Below are 21,877 nucleotides of genomic sequence, written 5' to 3' on the forward strand. Positions count from 1 at the left end.
CGGCTTGGGTAAGAGGAAGCATTCACATTAGACTTGTCGTTGTATACAGTAGTTCCAAGGCACTATGCAAAACTATTAAAGACAGAAATCTTCGTTATCTAGCGATAAGCCTCAGAGAAATAACTAAATACAAAAAAACTGCGCCAATGATAGCTGGGCAGTTTTATTTTCTGCTGAAAATATTATGTCTAAAATTCATATAATAAGTAAAAATTCCAAAATTAAGTTGAGGAAGAGCAGGTGGAGCTTGACCCACAAGTGGAACAGCCGCTACTGAAAGCAGAACCACTAGTAGCTGCTGTTTCTGGTAAAGCTGTAGCTTCATTAATCTCGATAAATTCGAGGTCCTCGACATCAGAGAAAAGTTCATCTAACAATTCAGAATCTTGGTTAATTAAAGTCATATTCTCACCTCCCATAATATGTTTGTAATTATTATTACATGAATAGAATCAAATCTCAAGCGGAATATATCAATTTTTGACAAAGAAATATAATTTTGTTTCTGGATTTTCGAAATGTATCGACTTCTTATAATTTCAGGTTAACGCTATCTATACTTATATTCAGAAAAGAAGACTAAACTATAGTATAGCCATAATCCATAACTATGTTCTGCCCTCTTATGGCAACACTGGCTTCACTCATCAAAAATTCAATAACTTGAGAAACTTCTTGTGGTGTTGTCAATTTGCGATAAGGAATTCTATTGATCAGTTTTTTTCCTGGCAATGTAGAGAAGTAATCACTATTTTTTTTAGTTAAAAGATAGGTTGGTGAAATACTGTTAATTCGTATGTCTTTAGTCCTGTCTTTGGAAAAATCTATAGTTAGATTTTTTACTAATTGGATTAGTGCTGCTTTGGCTGGGCCGTAAGCAATTCTATCCTCATGTCCAACAATTCCATTTTGAGACGCGATACATACAATTGATGTTATTTCGCTAAAGTAGTCGTACCAACCTTTTAAGCAAAACAGTAATCCGGCAGTGTTTACTTCCATAGTAGAGTGCCAATCTAATTTGTTTATATCGTAGAATCCGGTCATCGTATTTACTCCTGCAAGGTAAATAATTCCATCTATTACAATCTTGTTTTCTTTAAAAAATTTAGAGATGTGTTCAATATCTTTCTCAGAAGTCGAATCGAACTTCATGAAGGTACAGTTTCTTTCATGAGTAGTTTTTTCAATGTTGTAATCCAGACAAAATAAATTGTGAGATGAATAAATTGCTTTTACGGCATTGCCAACCTCTCCTTCAGAACCAACCACAACTATATTTTTCAAAGAATCACCCCTTGGTTTAGTATAGAAAATGTTTTATTTTTTTACAGATTATTCTCAGAGCCTGTTGATATTTTCTTATCTCAATAAGTAACGGTGGAAAAATAGTGATGCCTGAGCGCGGCCTTTCATCGTTCTCTTCCACATAGTAATATACAATAATACCCATCTCTTTAAGTTCATTTACAATGCGAAATGTGAGCTGAATATTGTTGATTTTGAGAGAAAACATAGCTCCGACTCCATCAAATTCCAATCCGAAGTGTTTAAAAGTCTGGATAGATGTAGATTCAATGACTCTTAAGTTCTCAAGGATTGTAGATTCGTTTTGAATAAAAAATGACAATGTTTCATTTGCTGAATACATAGAAAGTAGATTCCCATTTTGAGTTGAAAAATGTTCAATGTGACGATTTCTCAATAACTTAGATACCGTATCTCCTAATATAACTGCACCGAATGGTAGGAATCCGTTGTTGATCGATTTGCTTAGAATAATCAAGTCTGGGATGTACTCCAGACTCGAATGTGCAAAGCGCTCACCTGTCCGAAAAAAGCCAGTAGCTACTTCATCAAAAATAGTAAGTATATTGTTTTCTTTGCATATTTTCGTAATTTGGTTCAGACTGTCTGCGCTAAGCGTAATGCAACCTCCAGAACCAATAGTAGGTTCAATAATAATGGACGAGATGAGGGTACTGTTTCTCTCGATGTACTCTAAGATTGTATTAAGAGTGGAGCGATTTGTAGGTGCATCAAAGAAAGTTACATCACTTTTGTCATACCCGTAAAACAAGTTCATATCAGAATCGATACCACTAACAGACATGCCTCCCTTAAATGTTCCATGATATCCTTCTTTAAAAGCAATAATTTTCTTCTTTAAAGTGTAACAGGCGAGTTTAAGGGCCAACTCTGTGCCTTCAGAACCACTATTCGTATATATAACTTTTTGATAGGCCGGTAAGTGTGGTTTTAAGGCTGAATTAATAAAGTCCAATAAACGGATAGCGTATTCATTATAGATTGGATGGTTGTATGAATGGATATCTAGATAAAACATTCCATCATTTAAAGTTTGGTTTAATTTTTCCTTAATGGTATTAAGCCAGTCCGAATGGTAACCCAGACTTACATTCCAAAGGCCACTTCTAAGATCAATAAATCGCTTCCCGTTTTGATCATATACGTATTCTCCAATGGCATGAGATATGTTGATGTCATAAAAAGGAGGGTGATTGAAAGTGGTCATGGGTACCTGATAATGATTATTCATTATGTATGCTCCTTATAATTTGTTCTTAATTAGGGCATGTCTTGAAACCTACTGAAGTGCATCTTTTCCCCCTTTTTCGCCCCCTGCTACGTCACTTCCCCTTGACGTGCCCCGGCACGCCTGCAGGAAACTTCCTTGCTTGGAACGAAAATTCGGCAAAATTGGCTTTCTTCAGCGTTTTCAGACACACCCTAGTTAGTTTCCAAAAAATAATTGAATTTATCTAGTATTTTATCGTAATTACTAAATTTGGATACTAATTCCGAGGAATGCAGTTGACCCTTCAAATAGTACTCTAAAAAGACTAGAAAAGGTTTGTTAACCCTAAACATTTGATTAGTTAAGGTATTGTATACATAGCATGTGTTAGAGTTTATGATTCCAATAAATTTGATAGCTGTATATTCAGAGACTGTTTGTTGCAAGAAATATTTGGAGAAAGGAGTTATGAATACGGTTTGGTCCCCATCAAGATGAGCTGAGATGTTGATCAGCAACGGTACGATATCCCATAGAGGATTAGCTGGATTTTTCTTTAGGTAGCTTCTTTTATTCATAAGCGACAGGTAGCTGCTGCTTAACAAATCAGTCACCTTTTGATTTCCTTGGTAGTCTCGGTAAATTCCGTGATTATGATAGAATAATCGGTTATTCCGATCAATGTCCATAATAGATGCATAGTCAATAATGCCTTGTATCTTAGAAGAATTATCAATTACGCTTGTTGACTCAAAATAATTAATAACGGATTGTATATCTTTCTTGGAGCATAATTGGGTAGATGTGAGATGCTCGTTTTTTTTGATTTCTGACAGATTCAAACATATTAAAGGGTGGCACAATGAGCCGATTTCATCAGTATTGTCGATAATGATCGCGCTGTTTATGGCGGAATTCATAATAATATCGTTGGAAATGACATTTAACAATTCAATGTTATATATATATATGTGTTTAATTAATCCATTTCTGAACTCATAGGGGTAAAACCCCGTTATCCAAAAACGAATACCGTTTTTCAATTGCATCCCCCAATTGCTAGAAGATGAATCTTGAAAACGACATAATATTTCAAAAAAATCTCTTTTAACACTATTAATTGTTGTAATTTCTCCTTCTTTATGGTTAAAATTGGAGTCACATAGGTGAAATCTTATATTTTGGTTATTATTCAAAAATTGTACTAGATTTTGAATTCTTTTGCCTTCAGAAATGAAAACGTAATCAGTTATATCATGAAATTCTAAGTAATCATAAAAATCATTGATTGAATGTGTATTGAAGTCTAAATCATCAATGAAATATAGACCTCTGTCATATTCACTCTGTAATAATTGTTTCTTTGTGAATACTCCTAGTTCATTTTCTTGAATGACTGATATTCCTATCATTTTGATTTCACTCCTTCAAATGACACATGTTATTTATCTACAATTATAGTTTATTTTACATGATTATTCAAAATATCCTGGAATTTCATTGCGCATAACAATGATTTATGGATCTTTTAACTGAATTTAAACTAGAGGTGAGAATATGCCAGTTAGTATATTTAACTACGCTGAGAGCAAGATCCCTTTAATGAATTATTTAGTTGAGAATTATCTCGAGCGACATCACAGGAACAAATACTATCTCGATAATGATTGGGAAGGTGGGCCAAATACGCTAATTATATTTAGTGATCCTGCTGATGAACAAAAAGCTGTCCAAGAAATAACTGATTTGGTTGAACAGTACAAACAATATCAACCAGTGGAAAGTGGAAGAATCGCAGAGCTTAAACAAAAATATAAAAAGAATCAGCGCGTGCTGAAACAACTGGAATTGAGGGGGAGTGATTCGGAACATGTAATTATGCGTAACGATGGGGTTGTTGAAATTCGTTCTAGAAAAAATAATGTGTTTAATTCGGATTATCATCAGCAGATGTTTGAAAAATATCGATTAAGGCTGAACGGAGTATATATTAAACTGTTGAGTAATTATGAAAATCTTGATCGCTTTCATAGTACGCATATGTTTATTGGTATGTTTTATTTTTTGACATCCCTTTATAGCGAAGGCAAATCGAGAGGATACCTATCTTTTCTCTCGCATGTAGAGGGCTTCTTCTCCCGCCTGAGATTAGAAGGCTATGATACCGATATGAAAAGCGAATTCGAGAAGAGAAGGTCCCATATAATGAGAGGCGGTAAAATCGTAATTCATGAAGATGTGCATGAGACAATGGAAGAATGGAAAAATGAATGGCTACAAATAGCGGAAGAGATGAATACGAATTTTGATTTGAGCAATTACAAAGATGATTTGAAATTAGGATTGGATGATCAGTACGATATGTTTGTAAAGAATATTAGCCCTCTGGATAACAACTTTCATAGTACTATTGTCCATGATGAACAGCTCAAAGAGTTTATCCTTTCAAAACAAATGCTGGTATTCAGAGATATTGTTAATTTGTTTTATCTATCCCTTCCTATTTTTGAACAGAGTATGGTTAAAAAGCAATTTTATGCTTATTGTACAGTGAAGCAAGTAGAGGATGAAGAAAACGGGAATTTACCTTTCGTAATAGATTGAAAATTTGTTATTTGAGAGGAAGATCTTATTTGGGTAGAAATCCATTTGTGCTTCTAAGGGAAAATAGTTTGGAGAAAGAGAAATTCCCAGATTTTGATGCAACGATGTTCTCCTGCATAGCTCAGAAACAAAAGAGTATGGAGCAGTTTAAATTAAAAGCGGTCGATGAAATTGAAAAACTGTTCTCCGCAACCAAGCATCCAGGGCTATTGAATATGAAACGGTGTGTGTTTAATCATAAAATTAACAAAGTAGAGCCAATGTTGAATACACTTTCTGGAGAATTAAATGTTGACTTTATTTTTACTCATAAATATATCGAAGAATTTCGTGAATTCATGATGTTGGAAAGATCAGCAAAAATCAATTATGAAACAGAGCTAGACAAACTAAGAGAGTCTATGGTGGCGTTGCTCAAAGAGCAGGAAAGTGTATTAAGTGGATTACTGATGATAAACCCTGACATTTATTATAAATTGGATTCTTACCTGAATACACCAGTGAGTCAACATCGGAATAAGCAGCGTAAACTTGAAACGACGATATACAAATTTATAACGAGATCTGCTTATAAGACGAGTCCTTTTCTTTCAATCACGAGGGTAGGAAGATCTGAGATTTCCAATGAGCCTGTAGTGGAAGAATTTCCACCGAATAGAGAATATACAAACAAAGTTTCGTTGAATTTTACTTTACTATATCGACTAACATTCCATTTTCTAATGAATTCGGATGTATTTCTGAAAACGATAGGATTTTATATGCCGCCATTTTCTATTCGAGCTGAGAACGGGAAACAGGTCATCAGTTTTTTGTCACGGAAAGACTTACCTTCAAACAATAAATTGTTCATGCCTTCTGAACAGTTGGCCGAAATGAAAATCCCTTTAATTTTAGCTGAACTCTTTGAGGAACGAGATATGGAAAACGAGATCACCTTCTCAGATTGTATGAGTTTGTTCTCTAACAGCCTGACTGAGAACCAATTGTGTCAATTGCTGAGGAAATATTTAAGCATTGGTTTGCTAGTTCCTGCGGTAGCATTTAATGAAGGAAGTTCAGATTTATTCTTAGCTGATATTAAAAAAGTAACAAAAAAATATTTACAAGTGGAAGAGTACACCAAGTTAAACGACATTTTGAATCAGATCAATGAAACTGTACAAGAGATAACGAATCAAACCACTTATAAAGAAAAACACTTGAATTACAAACGTTTGGAAGAAATCATGATGGATTTGGGATTGGAAACAGGATTTTTATTTCCAGCCAAAACCGTTTTTTACGAAGATGGTTTGATTGAAGATATACAACACATGGAAAGCTCTGACTTTGAGAAAATAACTGCGAATTTTAAAAATATACAAGTATTCTCTATTATTTTCGATGTAAACATCCGGATGCAATATGCTATGGGTACAAGGTTGTATGAACAATTTCAAGATAACCTGGCTGATATAGACAGCGATTTTTTCTCTGTATTATTTGATGTTTCAAAGGAAATGATTCCCTATTGGGAAGATGTAAATCACGTTGATCCCAGTTGCACAATAAACGAGATTGTCATCTTGGATCAATTGAAGTTGAAGTTTATTGATGAGTTAAATGAACTGGATGAATTATCAATAGGCGAAGTTGAGATGGACGTAAAACAGCTCATTGACAAGTATATTAAGCTGATTCCAGAAAGAATATTAAAATCTGCAGATTTGACGAGTAGTTTTTTTGTTCAGCTGAATGGAAACAAGGCGATTCTAAACGCGGTATATGATGGGCATGAAAAATATAAGGCTCGATTTATGAATTATTTTACCGATTATCTCAGTAACGATAACCAATACATGAATTTTATTAAAGATTATTACGAAGATCAGAACTACTACGAGTTTTCAGAAAGCTTCGGTTTTAATGGTAATGTTAAAAATATAAAATTAGATAACCAGTGTTATACAGGCGGAATTGGCAGTAAACGTTTTTTGCCTGAAGCTAAACAGGCATATTCAAAGATAGAGGATTTTAAAATTAAAATAGATCGGGAAAATAAAAAATTTCGCATAGTTGATATGCATAACAATACAGTTAAGATTTGTTATCGGGGCTCCTTAGTTCCTACATCGATGCCGGGTTATATATCTGTTCTACTACAACTTTTCTCTTCAGGTAGTTTAATGTTTAAGTTCTCTGATTTAATCCGACACGAGCAAGTTCCGCGCATAAGCTACGGAGATACTGTATTAAGTCGTCGGAGAATCAATTTAACTAGTTTTGTTCATGAGATGGAAAGAAATGAAATGGAAAGTAACTACGAATATTTCAGGCGTATTAATATTTTATTCGTTGAGAAGAAGTTGAACAAACGTTTCTTTATTGCTGCCAAACGAGGGTATCAGTTTGAAGATGCTTATTTAAGAGAATTTAAACCGCTCTATATCGATATTACTAATCCAATTGCTCTTACAACTTTGGAAAAGGAGATTCTAAGTAAAAAGGAGCTTGGCTTCTTTAGTCATTTTTATATTGAAGAGTATTTGAGTAACTCTGGAAAAAAAGCACAAGAATATGATATTGAAATTTACAAAAAAGAGGGTGAAGGGATTGAAAAGTGAGCTTTTAGTGCTTAATCGTCAAAATACGATGCTTTATAGAAGTGAAGACAAGACGTTTATCAAAAGCCCATTTAAAGAAGTTGAAATTAAACTCAAGGAAAACGAGCATCAGATACTTTGTGACATTCTACTTTTTTCACAAGAGGAAACATCGATTAATGAATTGAATAAGACGATAAGCCATGGAATTTTACTGAAAAAATTGATGAAAGTTCTATATGAATGTGGCTCAATCTTTATATATAAGAATCAACTGGGTGAAGACATTCAGGCAAAAGGATGGTTCAGGATTCTTTCGCAGTATTTGCCATATGATTATGATCTATGGAACCATATTAACTTGGTAAATAAATCAAACGTATATATAAGTAATGAAGTGCAAGAAAAATTCCCTGATTTGTTAGAAGTCTTGAGTCAAAATGGAATTAGCACATACACAAACTATAATGACTTTGTGCCTCACGAGAATGAGAATAGTTGGACCATTGCAATGGTTACGGAATATCAAGAAACAGAAACAAATTTGATTCAAATGACTATAACCGAAGTTTCGATTAACGGAGTGACCAACAGGCAGCATGTTTCAACAATTGAGGAACTTTCTTATGACAGAGTGAAATGGGATTCTGGATATTTATTGTACAAAATAGCTCCGTTTTATATATCTATTTATACTATGAAGTCCATTTTTGGACTTTCGTTCAATTCGTTTAGATTAAATGAGGAGGGGAGGTTTTTTGAACAAAATTTAGACTGGGACAATAGGTATGAAGTTATACCGGAAATCCAAGTTGTAGTACCGGATCAGAAGCGAAATAAAATTGATTTTATTCATGGTTTTGAATCTTTTATTATGCGTAATCTACTGCCTCTACGTATATCAGGCCACAAAGATGACTATTCAGAACTATATCAAGTAGGTTTTTCAACCTTTGGGCTACAGGAAATCAATTCAAATAAATTAGCGTTTGTGCTTGCAGGAATTGACTATGAGGAAACCGCAGTAGCTTCAATTAAATGGGCGATGGAGCGACACTTAAATATTGCAACGAACAATAAGTGGCTTGTTACGGATACGCAGGAATATTATTTGGACAAGACCATGTTTCTTTTGAATCATCTTGAAGAACCATACCAATTACTGGGACTTTCTTTAGATAGTTTACCTAATGATTCAGTTGCTCATGTATACAATAGCCGACTTAATTTAGAACTTAAAGTGTTCATCAAAAGATATACATATTCTTCTTCTTTTTCTGTATATCTTCAGGTTAACGGTGGAGCGATATACTCCGATGAAAGAAAAACGTCTGACCTTTACACGAAAATTGATGATTTATTCCTAAACATCCTTCTTCAAAACTTCAATTCCACTATAGAGTATCAAGGGATTTTAAAGGAAATTGTGGATTTGAATATTGATCAGTCTGAGTTAATTCAAGAAATTATGACCTCGACCTTCCAAACAGAACAAGCATTTATTGAAAATGCGTTGGCATTATTCCAAAAGTACAATATTCGTTACAATGAAAGATCATGGATACATGAAAGCGAATTACACAGGGATTGTGGGTTAATCGCTAGACAAATCACAGTGGGGGCATATTTATGATGATTACTCATAATATTGCTGTCACTCAGATACAACATTATTTGATCGTAGCTTCCTCAGATATGCAATTCGGTTGCTTGAATTGCATAAAAAAACGAATGCTGGACAATAAGTTTATTAAGCCTGATCAATGTATGCATGTGAAGTTAAACCCAGACGTAATGGATGAAGCTATAACCAATTCAATTATAGAGGAAGTCAAGAAGAGTTCTGGAGAAATTTATTACCTTTATAATTTATATTCGAAAGTCTTATTTAAAGGCATATTTCTTAAATATCCGCAATGTGAAGAATGTGGAGAGACTGAAAGTGCCGATAGATTGAGAGAAATGGAAATAGTATCGGATTATGACATTCTTACAGATGGATATAGGGCAAAAGACTTCGATGAGCTTATTAAAACGATTGATAGGTATTTGAGTAGTTTAGTGCATATGGATATTGGATGGTTCAAGAACCACTATAGATCTATATCTGACAGTTTGCCTATGATTTCACTGGATGGATATTTAGGAAAAGTAAATTATGATTCTTATGGACGCAAGTTTACTTATAAACAGGCATACTACACTGCGATACTGGAAGGACTCGAGAGACATCAGGGCGGTGCCCCATCAATGAGGTCTGAGTGGATCGTGAATGAGCAAAATCTTTCGAATCAAAAAAAGTCATTTTTGTCCCTGAAACGTTTTATTCATTATACAGAGGATCATTACAATTCATTGCATTTCCCGTTTCCAAAATATAAGACAGATGACGTTATTATATGGAGATCCGTGTATTCTCTTTCTCAACAGTGTGACACTATGGTGCCTGAACAAATCATTTACTTCAATAATCACCGTTTCTATAAGAGAAAAATGGAAGAAAGATACCTTCCTGATAGTTCAAATGGTGTTGCTATGGGATCGAATATGATTGAAGCAGCATTATCCGGTCTATTCGAAATCATTGAGAGAGATGCCTTTATGGTACATTGGTTCTCCAGATCGACGCCTGTTAAACTCGAAAACCTTGAAGACGTAAATAACTTAAATATAAAATTAATGTTATGTTATCTGGAATATTTCGGATACAGTATTCATGTTTTTGATATCACTTTGGAAAGCGAAGTGCCTACTTACTGGGTTCTTGCTGAATTAAATGATTTTTCTAATCCACAAAAACTCGCATTTTATACTTCAGCTGGAGCAAATGTAGATCCGTTTAAAGCTATTGAGTCTGCATTAATTGAGATCACCACTTCGGTTAAAGCATTTTTAATCTATAAGCAAGTTAAATATAAAGATAAAAATATTGATGAAATGATTAAAGATTATTATCAGGTCGAATTTCTGGAAGATCATCTGATGCTCTTTTCATCGCCCAAAATGAAAGACGCCTTATCTTTTGCGTTGAATAGTTCTAAAAAGGCCGATGCTGCTCAGTCACTTGCAGAACGGGCGGGCAAATGGGTGTATTCTAATCAGAAGCAATTACTACATGATATCATTGAAACGATGAAGCTATATCATAAGGATATTTTGCAAGCTAATTTAACAAGCCCTTCTCTACATCGACTCGGTTTAAATTGTGTGAAAATAATAGTACCAACGATGCAAAGTATCTATTTCGGTTATAGGCAGCAAAATATAAATAAGATGCGTATTAAACAAGCCGTCTTGATCAATAAATTGGACGGAAATACGGATGAGTTAAATCCTGTTCCACATCCGTTTCCTTGAAAGAGAGGTAATTTCTTGTTATGGAAATAGATTACTATAAAAAGTATAGTGCTGACCGCTATAAAAACACGGAAGAGCAATATTTGACGATATTGACCCCTTTCCGCAAACAATATTTATCTCCTTTTAATTCAGTGGATGAAATTTTTATGAGGGATAACGCAATCATAGATGAGCTTGTTAAGCATACTCTTAAAATAAGAAGATATGATCTGCTAAGCAGATACCATGATCATAATAATTCTCCTTCAGTCAGATGTATGCGCTCTTGCTCTGTTCTATTTATTTACAATAATTCCGCTTTTATGTATGATGTTTATAAAGATGTAATGATTAAGATTGCAGATAATATATCGATAGGCACAAACTCGACTCTCATTATGATAGGACTTAACGACCTTCTAAATCTTGTACGTTTTTATAGTGGTTTTTCTCTTTATATATCTACTTTGGATGCAGGGCATGTTCTATACAATATAAAGCATGTGCTCGGCACGTTAGCGGTTCCATATCAAGAATACACACAAATTGGTTCCAAGTATATTTTGGAGCAATTACCTTTAGATACCTCTTCTATGTATGTTTCCTTTATGATTGAAATTGAATTGTCAGAAAAGCTTAAAATGGATACCAACTTACAGGCGGTAAAGGGAACAGCAGACGTGCGAAGTCATAAAAAATTCAATGAGATTTCGCCTCTAGGGGATTTAAAACTGATATTAGACGGTTATGCCGCTGAAACGGTGTCATCAAGCAGACGAAGGTCTCCTAATGCTGTAATCCCTTTTCTACCTCTGGCTGAAACGTTAAATAGAAGTTCGGCTCACAGTATGGTCGGGAATTTTAATATGAACGAAAAATTTGAACGATTTGATTCTGCGGAATTAATGAAATTACTGCATGATTCAAAGGAAGTGCTAGCTTGTCCCGATGTTGAATACAGCCTATTGGTCAAAAATGAACATCATACCGTTGCTTTTCACAAAAACGGAAAGCATGCCCGTTTAGAATCAGACTTCTCTAAAATCATGTATAATGACCATCGTTTTTTTGATTTGAAGACGTACAAATTTGTACTGATTTCTTATTCGAAAACCTCACATATACAACAATATGGTTTGAGAAACTTACTTTTGACCTGCGGAGAGATTATGCAGATAGCAGGTTTGTATGCATCGAGTTTGGGATACGCTTTCAGACCAATGAAAAATCACAATGATGAATATATCAAAGGACTTTTGCAGCTTACCGATGAGTATGAAGTGAACTATATCGGAGTGGTCTGTAACTCTTCTGTCAAACAATTTTCATTGTATTTGTAGAAAGGGAGTGGAAATTTCATGTGGTACTCCTTGCATGGTTTTATTCACGATTTCAATGCATTAGACAAATACCTTTCTCACACATTTACCAATTTCATTAATAATAATAAATATCGGATCAAAGCGTTTTTTTTTATAAGATATTGGTTGGGTGGCCCACATATTCGTTTCAGATTCAAATGCACCGAGGGTGATTACGAAGAATTGAAATTCTTATTTGAGAAAACTATACAAGATTTCTTAGCTGAAAACGAAGTTCAAAAAATGGATTATTCGAATTTTTACAAACCAGAAATGTTAGAAAATGAAGACATTAAGGAAGTCTATTGGTGTGAACATGGATCTGTTCTCGAATTTCCATATATACCGGAATATGAAAGATATGGTGGTGTTGATTATATCAATCTCTCCGAGATTGTATTTGTAGAAAGCAGCAAACTCTCTTGTTTGATAAATTCACTTAGTTATTGGAAAAGAATAGTAGCAAGTCTCGATTTAATTTTCCTTTCTTTTAAATATTTAGGATATAAAGATGATGCTTATCAGCAGTATTCTAAGTTGTGGGAGGTTTATGCTTCAAAAGAAGATATATCAAATCTCATGCAAAAATACAAGCCTATATTAGAAAAAAGGATGGCTGCTTTACAGAACTTCGATTTTGAAAAGAAAAGCGTGTATTCTGCTTACTTAACAACGATGAAATCGAATTTGAGGGAAATAAATAATTTCTATTTAATTGCCTCTCATGTCCATATGACGAATAATCGAATTGGTGTTCATCCTGAATTTGAATTTGAAATCTCCACAATAATTAGCCATAAACTAAATGAAGGGGAGTGAGTATGATAAGTGATGAATATCTGTGGGATTTGGAGAGCGATAGAAGTTTGTTGAGAAAGTTATACCATGGAAATGCTAATAGTATGGAAGAGTTTTCTTCAGTTAATTTGAAAAAATTAAGGAACAAAAAGAAGTGGGAAATTAAGAATGGCATCGATCTTCCTGTGTACAGACCAGAAACAGAGTTTGAGAAATTACTGTACAGTAGACGTACAAGAAGATTTCCGAGTCATGAGAAGCTAGATTTGAATTTTATCTCCAAATTATTAAAATTTGGGGCTGGTATTACACAGCAGGATGAGAATTTATTTAGTTATCCTTCTCCTGGTGCGCTTTATCCGTGTACCTTGTTCATTTCTATTGATTCTCCTGAATATGAGTATATCTACAGATACAATCCATATAAACACTCTTTGGAAGAGTACAGATTAGATTCGGCACATAGTATTAATCAAGTAGTGTTGGATAAAGATTTGAAGAAATTCCCGATGAAAATTTTCTTTGCCAGTGACTACCAATTGATAGAAGAGAAATATGGAGATATTTCTTATCGTTTAGTCTGTCAGGAAACGGGACATATCGCTCAGAATTTATCACTTTTTTGTGAGTACATGAACTTTAATTCTGTGTGTATAGGAGGTTTTGTAGAGCATTACTTCAAGAAAATTGTTAGTGAGAAGTATGATTTGCATTATGTCATGGTTGTGGGGTGAGGAGATTGCATCTGGTACTTAAGCCTTTTTATACAGTGAAGGTGTCCGATGGACAAATCATTTTCACGGATTTTATAAATGATACTCATGTTTTTGTAAATGTGAAACGTGATTTTGATAGCGAACTATTAATACAACTTCTCATCAACGGACTTAGCATTGCCAATGTAAGCGATTTACAATCTATTGAAGAGAAAATTGTTATTCATTTGTACAAAAATACGAAAAATATTTTTGAGTTATATGATCAAAAACAAAAAAAGAGTAAAGCCATTAATATGAGAGCAGTTTTACAAACAGCTATACTTGGGGGAGTTGAGCCAAAAGAAGCGGAAAAATATATTACCCTGTTCGATGAAACCAAACTAATCATGATAACTTCGAGACAGGATGAGTTACTGGAGTTTTTGCGCTCTCAAGGAATTGAGAACATATCGTTTGCATTATCAATAAAGGAAGCCCAGCACATGTCTGATAACAATCACATTTTTCTCATGGATGAGAATAGGATAGACAGTACACCTTTAAGGGAAAAGGATATCTGCCTGTTATTTTCAATGACCAGATTACAGATCGGTCCCATTCTAATCCCTGGGAAAACAGCTTGCATGAACTGTTATTTGGCCAGTCGAGAAGAAACAACGGAAATGCCTAACGGCACAGTTCCTGAGTATTATAACATTTTCATATACAATTTTCTTGTTAATATCATTTATTACTTGAAGGGAAATTTATATAGGGGGATATACAATGATGTAGGTCTGCCTATTAAGAAATTTTATACTTTGATCCAGCCTGAATTGAACATTAAAGTGACTAACCTATACAAACGAATTTCTTGTGTCTCATGTATGAACTAACCTGTTGAGGAGGAGCACAACTTGATAAAAGTTCAATCACTGAGTAAAGCTTACGGGAACCGCCAGGTCCTGGATGATATTAATATGCATGTTAAAGAAGGAGAAATATTTGCTATCTTGGGGCATAACGGAGCAGGAAAAACAACACTAATTAAATGCCTCATGGATTTGACTAAATATTCAGGCGAAATCAGCTATGCTTTCGACACCTCTAAGTTATATGACAACATAAGTTTGCAGATGCAAACTTCTGCATTTGAAGAGGGAGTAAAAGTTAATGATATTTGTAAGTTTTATAAAGATATTCTGAAAAGCGACATCGACATAAAAAAACTATTGAAACAATTCGATTTGGAAGAGCACAGTACAGCTTATGTGAATAAGCTGTCTGGAGGTCAAAAACAGAAACTTTCGATCTTGTTAACTTTGATTAATAATCCTAAAGTTATCATATTCGATGAGTTAACAACAGGTTTAGATGTAATGGCAAGAAGGAAAATATGGGATTTGCTAAAGGATATTAATAGCAAAAACGGAGTTACTATTATTCTAACAAGTCACTTTTTGGATGAAGTCGAAGCTTTGGCAAACCAAGTATTTATTTTGGAGAAGGGCAAACATGCCTTGTCTGGAACAGTAGATGAAATCATTCATCGATCATTTGGAGAAAGAAAAAAAATTAGTTTTGCTTATACTAATGAAGATCCTCAATTTTCCTTTGATTATCGATTGGCCGAAAACGGGAAGTTCGTTGTTGAATATGATTCTAAGCTAGAATCAGATATCTATAATGAGATTTCTCAAAAAGGCGGATATGACATCAATATCAACCGGTTTTCATTCGAAGATGCATTTTTGAAAATTCTGGGGTACAAGATGACGGATGAGGGGGAAATGAAAGATGCGTAAATTATATGTATTCTCCAAATTTCAAACCATCTTGTTACTTAGAAGCTTCAAAAGTACAATAATCGGTTTCTTACTCCCTGTAGTTATGTTTTTTATCTTCAGTAATATGCTCTCAAGTCTTGAAGTTCCTGAAACAGGTAAAACCATTGTGGAGTATTTGATACCGGCTTTTATTCCAATCATTATTATTAATGCCGTTGTTGTTATTTATGGACAATACTTCATCCTATATAAGGAACAGCAAAATTTGTTGAAGTATAAGCTGCTTGGTTTGAATTCATTTACGGTATCATTTGGAATGTTTTTAGCCACGCTAGTTTTTCAAACCATTGCTACTCTTTTACTAATCATATTTGCTGTTGCAACCAAAGGGGTTTCAGTACCCTACGATAATCTTATTTCTGTCATATTAATGATAATACTTATTAATCTATATCAGTTTTCGATTGTGGTCTTGTTGACAGCTATTGTGGACAAAAGCACGACATATCAATCCATTGCCCTAATCATATTTTATATTCAGATTTTTTTAGGTGGTCTAACATTCCCACCAGAGATGTTTCCTCAAGTTGTAAAAAATATTGTATATGCCTTTAATCCAATCATTTATGGTTTGGAAGCCATGAGGGGAATATGGACAGACGGTCACAGTATTTTGGATTATGGTAAGGAATTTCTAATTTTGTTGCTTGTCTCAATATTTTTGATAAGTATGGGCTTGGTGTTAGCGAAGAAAAGGGAGAAGACTCAGTATCAATAATCAGGATAAATAGAAAGATTTTTTTACTGTAATAACTTTCACATGCCGTTGGTTCCCTAACTTTGGGGAAGTCAACGGCACTGTTATTTTAGGTATGCATTGTGTAAGAGTACGATAATGCTTGAAATTACCCAAAAGAGAGGAGAGAATTTAACAAAATAGAGTTCTATTTTCTAAAATTCCTTTAAATAGACTAAAAATTTGGTTTTAATTGAACTTAGAAGTAAACCAAAAAAATGGTGGTGAGCAAATGACGAAGAATATATTGAGTGAGAAGTTAAAGCAGTACCGTCAACAAAAAGAACTCACGCAACAGGAGCTAGCAGAATTATTAGATGTTAGCGACAAGTCGATCTCAAAGTGGGAATTAGGAAATGGATATCCAGGTAAAAAAAATATGATGAAAATCGCGGAACTACTTGATGTATCTTTGGAGGTCATGCTAATTGAGGAGAAACATGAGGGGAATAAATTTAAAAAAAGTTTGAAATACGGATTAATTAGTTACTGTGTTATTTTTGCCGTGACAATATTGATTAAAGGGTGGAGAGAGCAAGAACATTATCAAGATTTGTGGAATAAGAATTTAAGCGAAGTGGTTAAATTAGTGTTTATTACGTTTGGACAGAACATATTTACTGCTCTAGTTCCATCTGTGATCATTGGTTTAGTTTTTTATTTTTATATTATACCGCGACAGGAAGTCGATTGAATTTGGATTGTAATTTTTAAGTAGAGATACTTTAAGAGGGAGTTTATGGACTGCCAATCCCCACAATGTAAGCAAAATCAAGGGTCTCCGGATAGCGGGCCCTTGATTTTAAGGTGCCGTTAATTAAATTCTTCCATATAAACATGTCGAGAGGCGTAGGTAGTGAGGAGGCTTCCATCGCAAACCTGAGTATTAACTAATCATTTTTCTTTATTGTATTCATTTTATTTTCCAAGTTAGAAATTCTTTTTGAGAGACCGGAGACCTTACGAAATACATAGTAGATTCCGAATAAGACTAAGATAAGACATATAGTTAAAATGATAAATTCCGGCCAATAGAACCAACTCATATAAATCCACCTCCTTGACACTTAAGCTAAATTTTATCATTTAGTAACAATTATGTGAAATATAATGAAACGTACAAGCTATTCCTTCTTTCTTTGTTAGCTCAATTTTGTTCCAAATAAGCATTGACTTTCCACACCAATCCCCCTAAACTTCAATTATTAAAATACTTTTAAAAACTCCCCTCCAATATTTTCTCGAATACGCGATCACCCTTACACATACAAACGAAAGGAGGCACTCAACCAACGATGTTACCCACATCCCACAACACCCAACAGGTCAAACGCATTAATGTTGAAATTGTAAAAAATACACTCCGGTCAATGGGCGTAGGCACCAAGGCTTCCATTGCAAACCTGACCAAACTCAGCGTGGCGACATGCGGAACGATACTAAATGAACTGCTCCAGACGGGAGAGATCATCGATCTCGGCCCGGATGAGTCCAGCGGGGGAAGACCCGCGAGTCGATATCAGTTTAATGCGGACTATGCGAGCGTGCTGTGTCTGATTATTCGTACGGAAGGCGGTATTCACTCGATCACACATACATATGCCAACCTGAACGGAGAGATGGCGGACGAACAGACACTTGTTTTGGAAGAGATTAATGTCACGGTGGTGGAGGAACTCATTGCCGGGCTGATCGAGCAGCATCACAATGTGCAGTCCATCGGAATCGGGATACCAGGGGTGGCGCACAATGGTGTGATCGGTATCTGTGACGTACCAGAGTTAGCAGGTCAGCCGCTGGGGTTAAGACTCAAAGAGCAGTACGAAGACATCGAAGTGGTCATTGGCAACGACATGAATCTGACGGTGTATGGACTGTACAACGAACAGCAATTTGAGCAAGAGAAAAACTTTGCGGTGGTGACGTTCCCTGAAAACCATTTTCCGGGGGCAGGTTTTATTATCGATGGTCGGCCACTCACTGGGAATACGCAATTTGGGGGCGAGGTGTCCTTCTTACCTTTTGGCGTGTCACGGGAAGAGCAGCTGCGCATGTTGAAAACGACGGACGGATTGCAGGAACTCGTCGTACAGACGCTGGTCTCCATCATTGCCATCATCAACCCGGCGGCAATTGTGGTGACGGGTGATACGATGGGCCTAGCCATGCGGGACGGCCTGATCCAAGGCTGCCGGGATCACCACATTCCAGAGGAGCATATGCCCGAGCTGATGATTCGCCGCGACACCCGGCGTGAGTATGTTACCGGACTGGTAGCCGTAACGCTGGAAAGTCTAACCTACCGCATTCAGGTAGTTGAGAAGCACTGGTAGAAACAACTTATTATGAAGTGAAGTTAAGCAAAATTTTTTACACGAGAGCGGAGAGGGCAGAGCCAATCTGGAGAAAGCCTTTATCACTGTATTTTCACCGTTAGAAAGAAAATCAAAAAAATACAGGGATAACAGCGGGCGAAAGATGGCACTGCAATCGGAGGTACAACGTGTAACCATTTTTCTGGACACAATGGAGGAACTTATTTTGAATCAGCAAGCAGATACGCAAGGGAACAAACGAAAGTTTAATAAGCTTTACGCCATGCAGCTCGCAACGATCTTTTTAGGATTTATCGTATTTGGCATCTCGGAAAATATTAAAGGCCCAGCCATTCCGCGTATTCAATTTGACTTCAACCTGGATGAGAAACAGCTCGGCACATTGTTGTCCCTGAACGCTCTGGGATATCTGATTGCCTGCTCGTTTACGGCTATACTGGTTCGCAAATGGGGCATCAAGGCGGTCAGTATCATTTCGTTTGCCTCGATGATTCTGTCGGGTGTGTTCATCTATGTATCGCATACGTATCCGCTCTTTGCGTCATCCTACTTCTTCATGTATATCGGCAACGGGATGCTGGAGATAGCACTGGCGATACTCGGGGCGCGGATTTTTGTGAAAAATACAGGCACGATGATGAACCTGTCCCATTTCTTCTATGGACTGAGTTCAACGGTGGCGCCATTGCTGGCGACAGGCGTGATGTCGCTGACGGTATTTGGGCACCTGCTGGACTGGCGCGGCATGTATCTGGTAATGTTGTCTCTCTGTCTGTTGCCAATCATTGCGGCACTGCGTAGCAAATTCCCGGGGGATGATCTTGCCCATGAAGATCGAACCTCACTCAAGACGTTAACACGTGATCCGGCCCTGTGGCTGATGGTGCTTATTCTCTCTTTTGGCGTGGTATCGGAACTGGCGGTTGGAGGCTGGCTGGTTAACTTCCTGGAGAAAGCTTACACGTGGGACACGGTTAAAGCCTCCGGTCTATTGTCGGCATTCTTCCTGACGTTCTCGCTGGGACGTTTGCTGCTTGGGCCGTTGACGGATCGGATTGGATTTGTACTCTCGTTGATCTTGTTCTCTGCTTTTTCGGCGGTTTGCACGTTTGTGGCGCTTGCAGGTGGGGAGAGTCTAGCGATCTTCTTTGCGATCTCAGGCGCAGGTATTGCGATGATCTATCCAACAGTTATGGCCTTTATCGCACGTAGATATCCGAACGGCAGTGATACGGCAATTACGTTTACGGTGACGCTCATGGGTGTGGGCAGTGTTATCGGCAACTATGTGATTGGCTGGGTCATTGAAGGTGTGAAAAACATGTACGGTGCAACCACGGAGCTCGGCTTGCTGCGCGGACTTCAGGCAGGGTATGGGTTTATTGGCTTGTGTGCGGTCATTTGTGCAGCCTCTGGCGTGGTACTGTATGTGTATTTGAAAAGAAGGCAGGAACTGATTTAGAAAAATCGTTATAATGTGCTAATAATGCTAAGAAAGCTCATGGTAGATTCCACTGTGTGAATATGATGCAGGAACCTTCATATTACACGAATCTAGCCATGAGCTATTTTTATTTAATGTTATAGTCCAACTGTAAGAATATTAAGAAGTGATACGATTTAATCTCTATAGTAGAACAGTTTTCAAGAAATAGAAACGGATTCAGACTTAAAACGAAATTCACTATTTTTCCATAAGCATATTCTCATATCTTCCTTGGATATTTAAGCATTTCATTTTCTCTAATAATCGAGGTAAAATCGACATCTCATTTGTAATGATAGAGTTTAATAAATCAACTATTTTATCATTAATTATTAAACTATTATTGTAATGCTTTTTAATACATAACATTCGAATAAGGCTGGTGTATTTTTCTAACTCTTCATATTCTTTTGCGAATTTGTCTAATTCTAACTCGGGTACAAGACTGGAAATATATTTGATCCGATTTACCATTATTTTTTTGTGTTCCCAGATAATATGTATAGGTACAAAAGAGAAATCATTTTGGATAACATCTTCCTTCAGAGATTCGATACAATGTATACCAAAAATGAGATTTTTATCATTCTCAATCATATTAAACTTCTTAGAAGTATTTTTACTGTAAAGATAGTCCTCGAAAAGCTCAAAAATTAACTCGAAATTAAATTGATAATCAAATTTATTTTCTTTGACGATATAAACGTAGTTTTCCCAACCGTCAACAACCTCTGTTTTCATATATGCCTCATAAAGTACATGATATGGGATATCATTCACACCAAATTTCCCATTTTTATCAAATCCAAGAACTTTAAATATATTCTCGTCATCATTAAATCCAAAAATTAATACATCTCTGACAATATGGAATTGTTGATGATGTTGAAGAGGTAAGTAGAATTCATCTATATTTAAATAGAAATATTTTCCATATGTTATAGTTTCTTTTATTAAATTAATAAAATTTATATTTAATAAATTGATTGTATCGCGAGTAAGCTGTTCGATATGGAAAAACGGATAACGATGCTCCCACATGAAGTATCTAAAAAAGTTTAATTCGGAACTCCCATATTTCCCACGATTGCAAGAAATCTGAATGTAATTGTTATAGAACCAAGCGATATAGCTGTCATTTTTAGACATAATACTTTGAGGTAAAGAATGATGTAACCTTCCAGTTATGAAGGGTTGATAGATCGGAAGAGAATACTGCATAAAACACCGCCTTTACCATAATTATAATGAGTGAGCTGACTACCCAACTTTTGTATATAAACAATGACGAAATTTGAGATTAATTAATCAATAAGGAACACTAAATAAGCAGGCTGTTAGCTCTATAAAACAATTGTATATTTAGTCTTTTAGACCTCAGGTAATGATTTTCAAAGTCATATAAATAAACATGTATTCATTCTCTCCAGTTAATATAAAATGTATTGCGTCTGTTGTTGTTGATATGTTACAACATAGGTTTTTTTTAGAATAACACTAAATATTCCATTTTTACAAGGGGATTTATGGTAGAAAATTTTTAACAAT

At 35.6% G+C, this 21,877-nt stretch carries 18 protein-coding genes; 13 read left to right on the plus strand and 5 right to left on the minus strand.

Annotated elements, in window-relative coordinates; genetic code table 11:
* Positions 1-221: 221 nt before the first annotated feature.
* From ACUTVW_RS09910 to ACUTVW_RS09925, 4 genes are all read right to left on the minus strand, one after another.
* Complete coding sequence (locus ACUTVW_RS09910; RefSeq protein ID WP_445645631.1) at positions 222-404, minus strand: thiazolylpeptide-type bacteriocin; 183 nt, start codon at positions 402-404, stop codon at positions 222-224.
* Positions 405-579: 175 nt separating this feature from the next.
* Positions 580-1,287: an SDR family oxidoreductase gene (locus ACUTVW_RS09915; protein WP_445645632.1), complete on the minus strand. Its 708-nt coding sequence runs from the start codon at positions 1,285-1,287 to the stop codon at positions 580-582.
* Between the two features lie 16 nt (positions 1,288-1,303).
* Positions 1,304-2,560 (minus strand): aminotransferase class III-fold pyridoxal phosphate-dependent enzyme, encoded by a 1,257-nt coding sequence (locus ACUTVW_RS09920; protein ID WP_445645633.1) that lies wholly within the window; start codon positions 2,558-2,560, stop codon positions 1,304-1,306.
* Between the two features lie 191 nt (positions 2,561-2,751).
* Positions 2,752-3,951, minus strand: coding sequence for a hypothetical protein (locus ACUTVW_RS09925; protein ID WP_445645634.1), 1,200 nt, complete (start codon positions 3,949-3,951; stop codon positions 2,752-2,754).
* Positions 3,952-4,096: 145 nt separating this feature from the next.
* Here ACUTVW_RS09925 and ACUTVW_RS09930 point away from each other — a divergent pair, with 145 nt between their 5' ends.
* The 13 genes from ACUTVW_RS09930 (at position 4,097) to ACUTVW_RS09990 (ending at position 20,305) form a co-directional block, all read left to right on the plus strand.
* The gene (locus ACUTVW_RS09930) at positions 4,097-5,143 is read left to right on the plus strand and encodes a hypothetical protein (RefSeq protein WP_445645635.1); all 1,047 of its coding nucleotides are present in this window, start codon (positions 4,097-4,099) and stop codon (positions 5,141-5,143) included.
* 29 nt (positions 5,144-5,172) lie between these two features.
* Positions 5,173-7,749, plus strand: coding sequence for a hypothetical protein (locus tag ACUTVW_RS09935; RefSeq protein WP_445645636.1), 2,577 nt, complete (start codon positions 5,173-5,175; stop codon positions 7,747-7,749).
* Complete coding sequence (locus tag ACUTVW_RS09940; RefSeq protein ID WP_445645637.1) at positions 7,739-9,361, plus strand: hypothetical protein; 1,623 nt, start codon at positions 7,739-7,741, stop codon at positions 9,359-9,361. The genes ACUTVW_RS09935 and ACUTVW_RS09940 overlap by 11 nt, the downstream gene beginning before the upstream one ends.
* Positions 9,358-11,085, plus strand: coding sequence for a YcaO-like family protein (locus tag ACUTVW_RS09945; protein ID WP_445645638.1), 1,728 nt, complete (start codon positions 9,358-9,360; stop codon positions 11,083-11,085). The genes ACUTVW_RS09940 and ACUTVW_RS09945 overlap by 4 nt, the downstream gene beginning before the upstream one ends.
* Before the next feature lie 20 nt (positions 11,086-11,105).
* On the plus strand, positions 11,106-12,407 hold the full coding sequence (locus ACUTVW_RS09950) for a hypothetical protein (RefSeq protein ID WP_445645639.1): 1,302 nt from the start codon (positions 11,106-11,108) through the stop codon (positions 12,405-12,407).
* Between the two features lie 18 nt (positions 12,408-12,425).
* A complete protein-coding gene (locus ACUTVW_RS09955; RefSeq protein ID WP_445645640.1) occupies positions 12,426-13,247 on the plus strand; it encodes a lantibiotic dehydratase C-terminal domain-containing protein in 822 nt (273 codons plus the stop codon).
* A 2-nt stretch (positions 13,248-13,249) separates the two neighbouring features.
* The gene (locus tag ACUTVW_RS09960; protein WP_445645641.1) at positions 13,250-13,960 is read left to right on the plus strand and encodes a SagB family peptide dehydrogenase; all 711 of its coding nucleotides are present in this window, start codon (positions 13,250-13,252) and stop codon (positions 13,958-13,960) included.
* A 5-nt stretch (positions 13,961-13,965) separates the two neighbouring features.
* The gene (locus ACUTVW_RS09965; protein ID WP_445645642.1) at positions 13,966-14,820 is read left to right on the plus strand and encodes a hypothetical protein; all 855 of its coding nucleotides are present in this window, start codon (positions 13,966-13,968) and stop codon (positions 14,818-14,820) included.
* Positions 14,821-14,841: 21 nt separating this feature from the next.
* Positions 14,842-15,729: an ABC transporter ATP-binding protein gene (locus ACUTVW_RS09970; RefSeq protein WP_445645643.1), complete on the plus strand. Its 888-nt coding sequence runs from the start codon at positions 14,842-14,844 to the stop codon at positions 15,727-15,729.
* Positions 15,722-16,489, plus strand: a complete 768-nt coding sequence (locus tag ACUTVW_RS09975) for an ABC transporter permease (protein ID WP_445645644.1) — start codon at positions 15,722-15,724, stop codon at positions 16,487-16,489. The genes ACUTVW_RS09970 and ACUTVW_RS09975 overlap by 8 nt, the downstream gene beginning before the upstream one ends.
* Before the next feature lie 250 nt (positions 16,490-16,739).
* Positions 16,740-17,201: a helix-turn-helix transcriptional regulator gene (locus tag ACUTVW_RS09980; RefSeq protein WP_445645645.1), complete on the plus strand. Its 462-nt coding sequence runs from the start codon at positions 16,740-16,742 to the stop codon at positions 17,199-17,201.
* A gap of 601 nt (positions 17,202-17,802) precedes the next feature.
* Entirely contained in the window at positions 17,803-18,840 is a 1,038-nt protein-coding gene (locus ACUTVW_RS09985) for an ROK family protein (RefSeq protein ID WP_445645646.1), read from the plus strand.
* Positions 18,841-19,105: 265 nt separating this feature from the next.
* Positions 19,106-20,305: an MFS transporter gene (locus tag ACUTVW_RS09990; protein ID WP_445645871.1), complete on the plus strand. Its 1,200-nt coding sequence runs from the start codon at positions 19,106-19,108 to the stop codon at positions 20,303-20,305.
* A 222-nt stretch (positions 20,306-20,527) separates the two neighbouring features.
* On the opposite strand, the gene ACUTVW_RS09995 is transcribed toward ACUTVW_RS09990, so the two are convergent.
* Positions 20,528-21,550, minus strand: a complete 1,023-nt coding sequence (locus ACUTVW_RS09995; protein ID WP_445645647.1) for a hypothetical protein — start codon at positions 21,548-21,550, stop codon at positions 20,528-20,530.
* Positions 21,551-21,877 lie beyond the last annotated feature (327 nt).

It is taken from the genome of Paenibacillus sp. TSA_86.1, assembly GCF_052691815.1.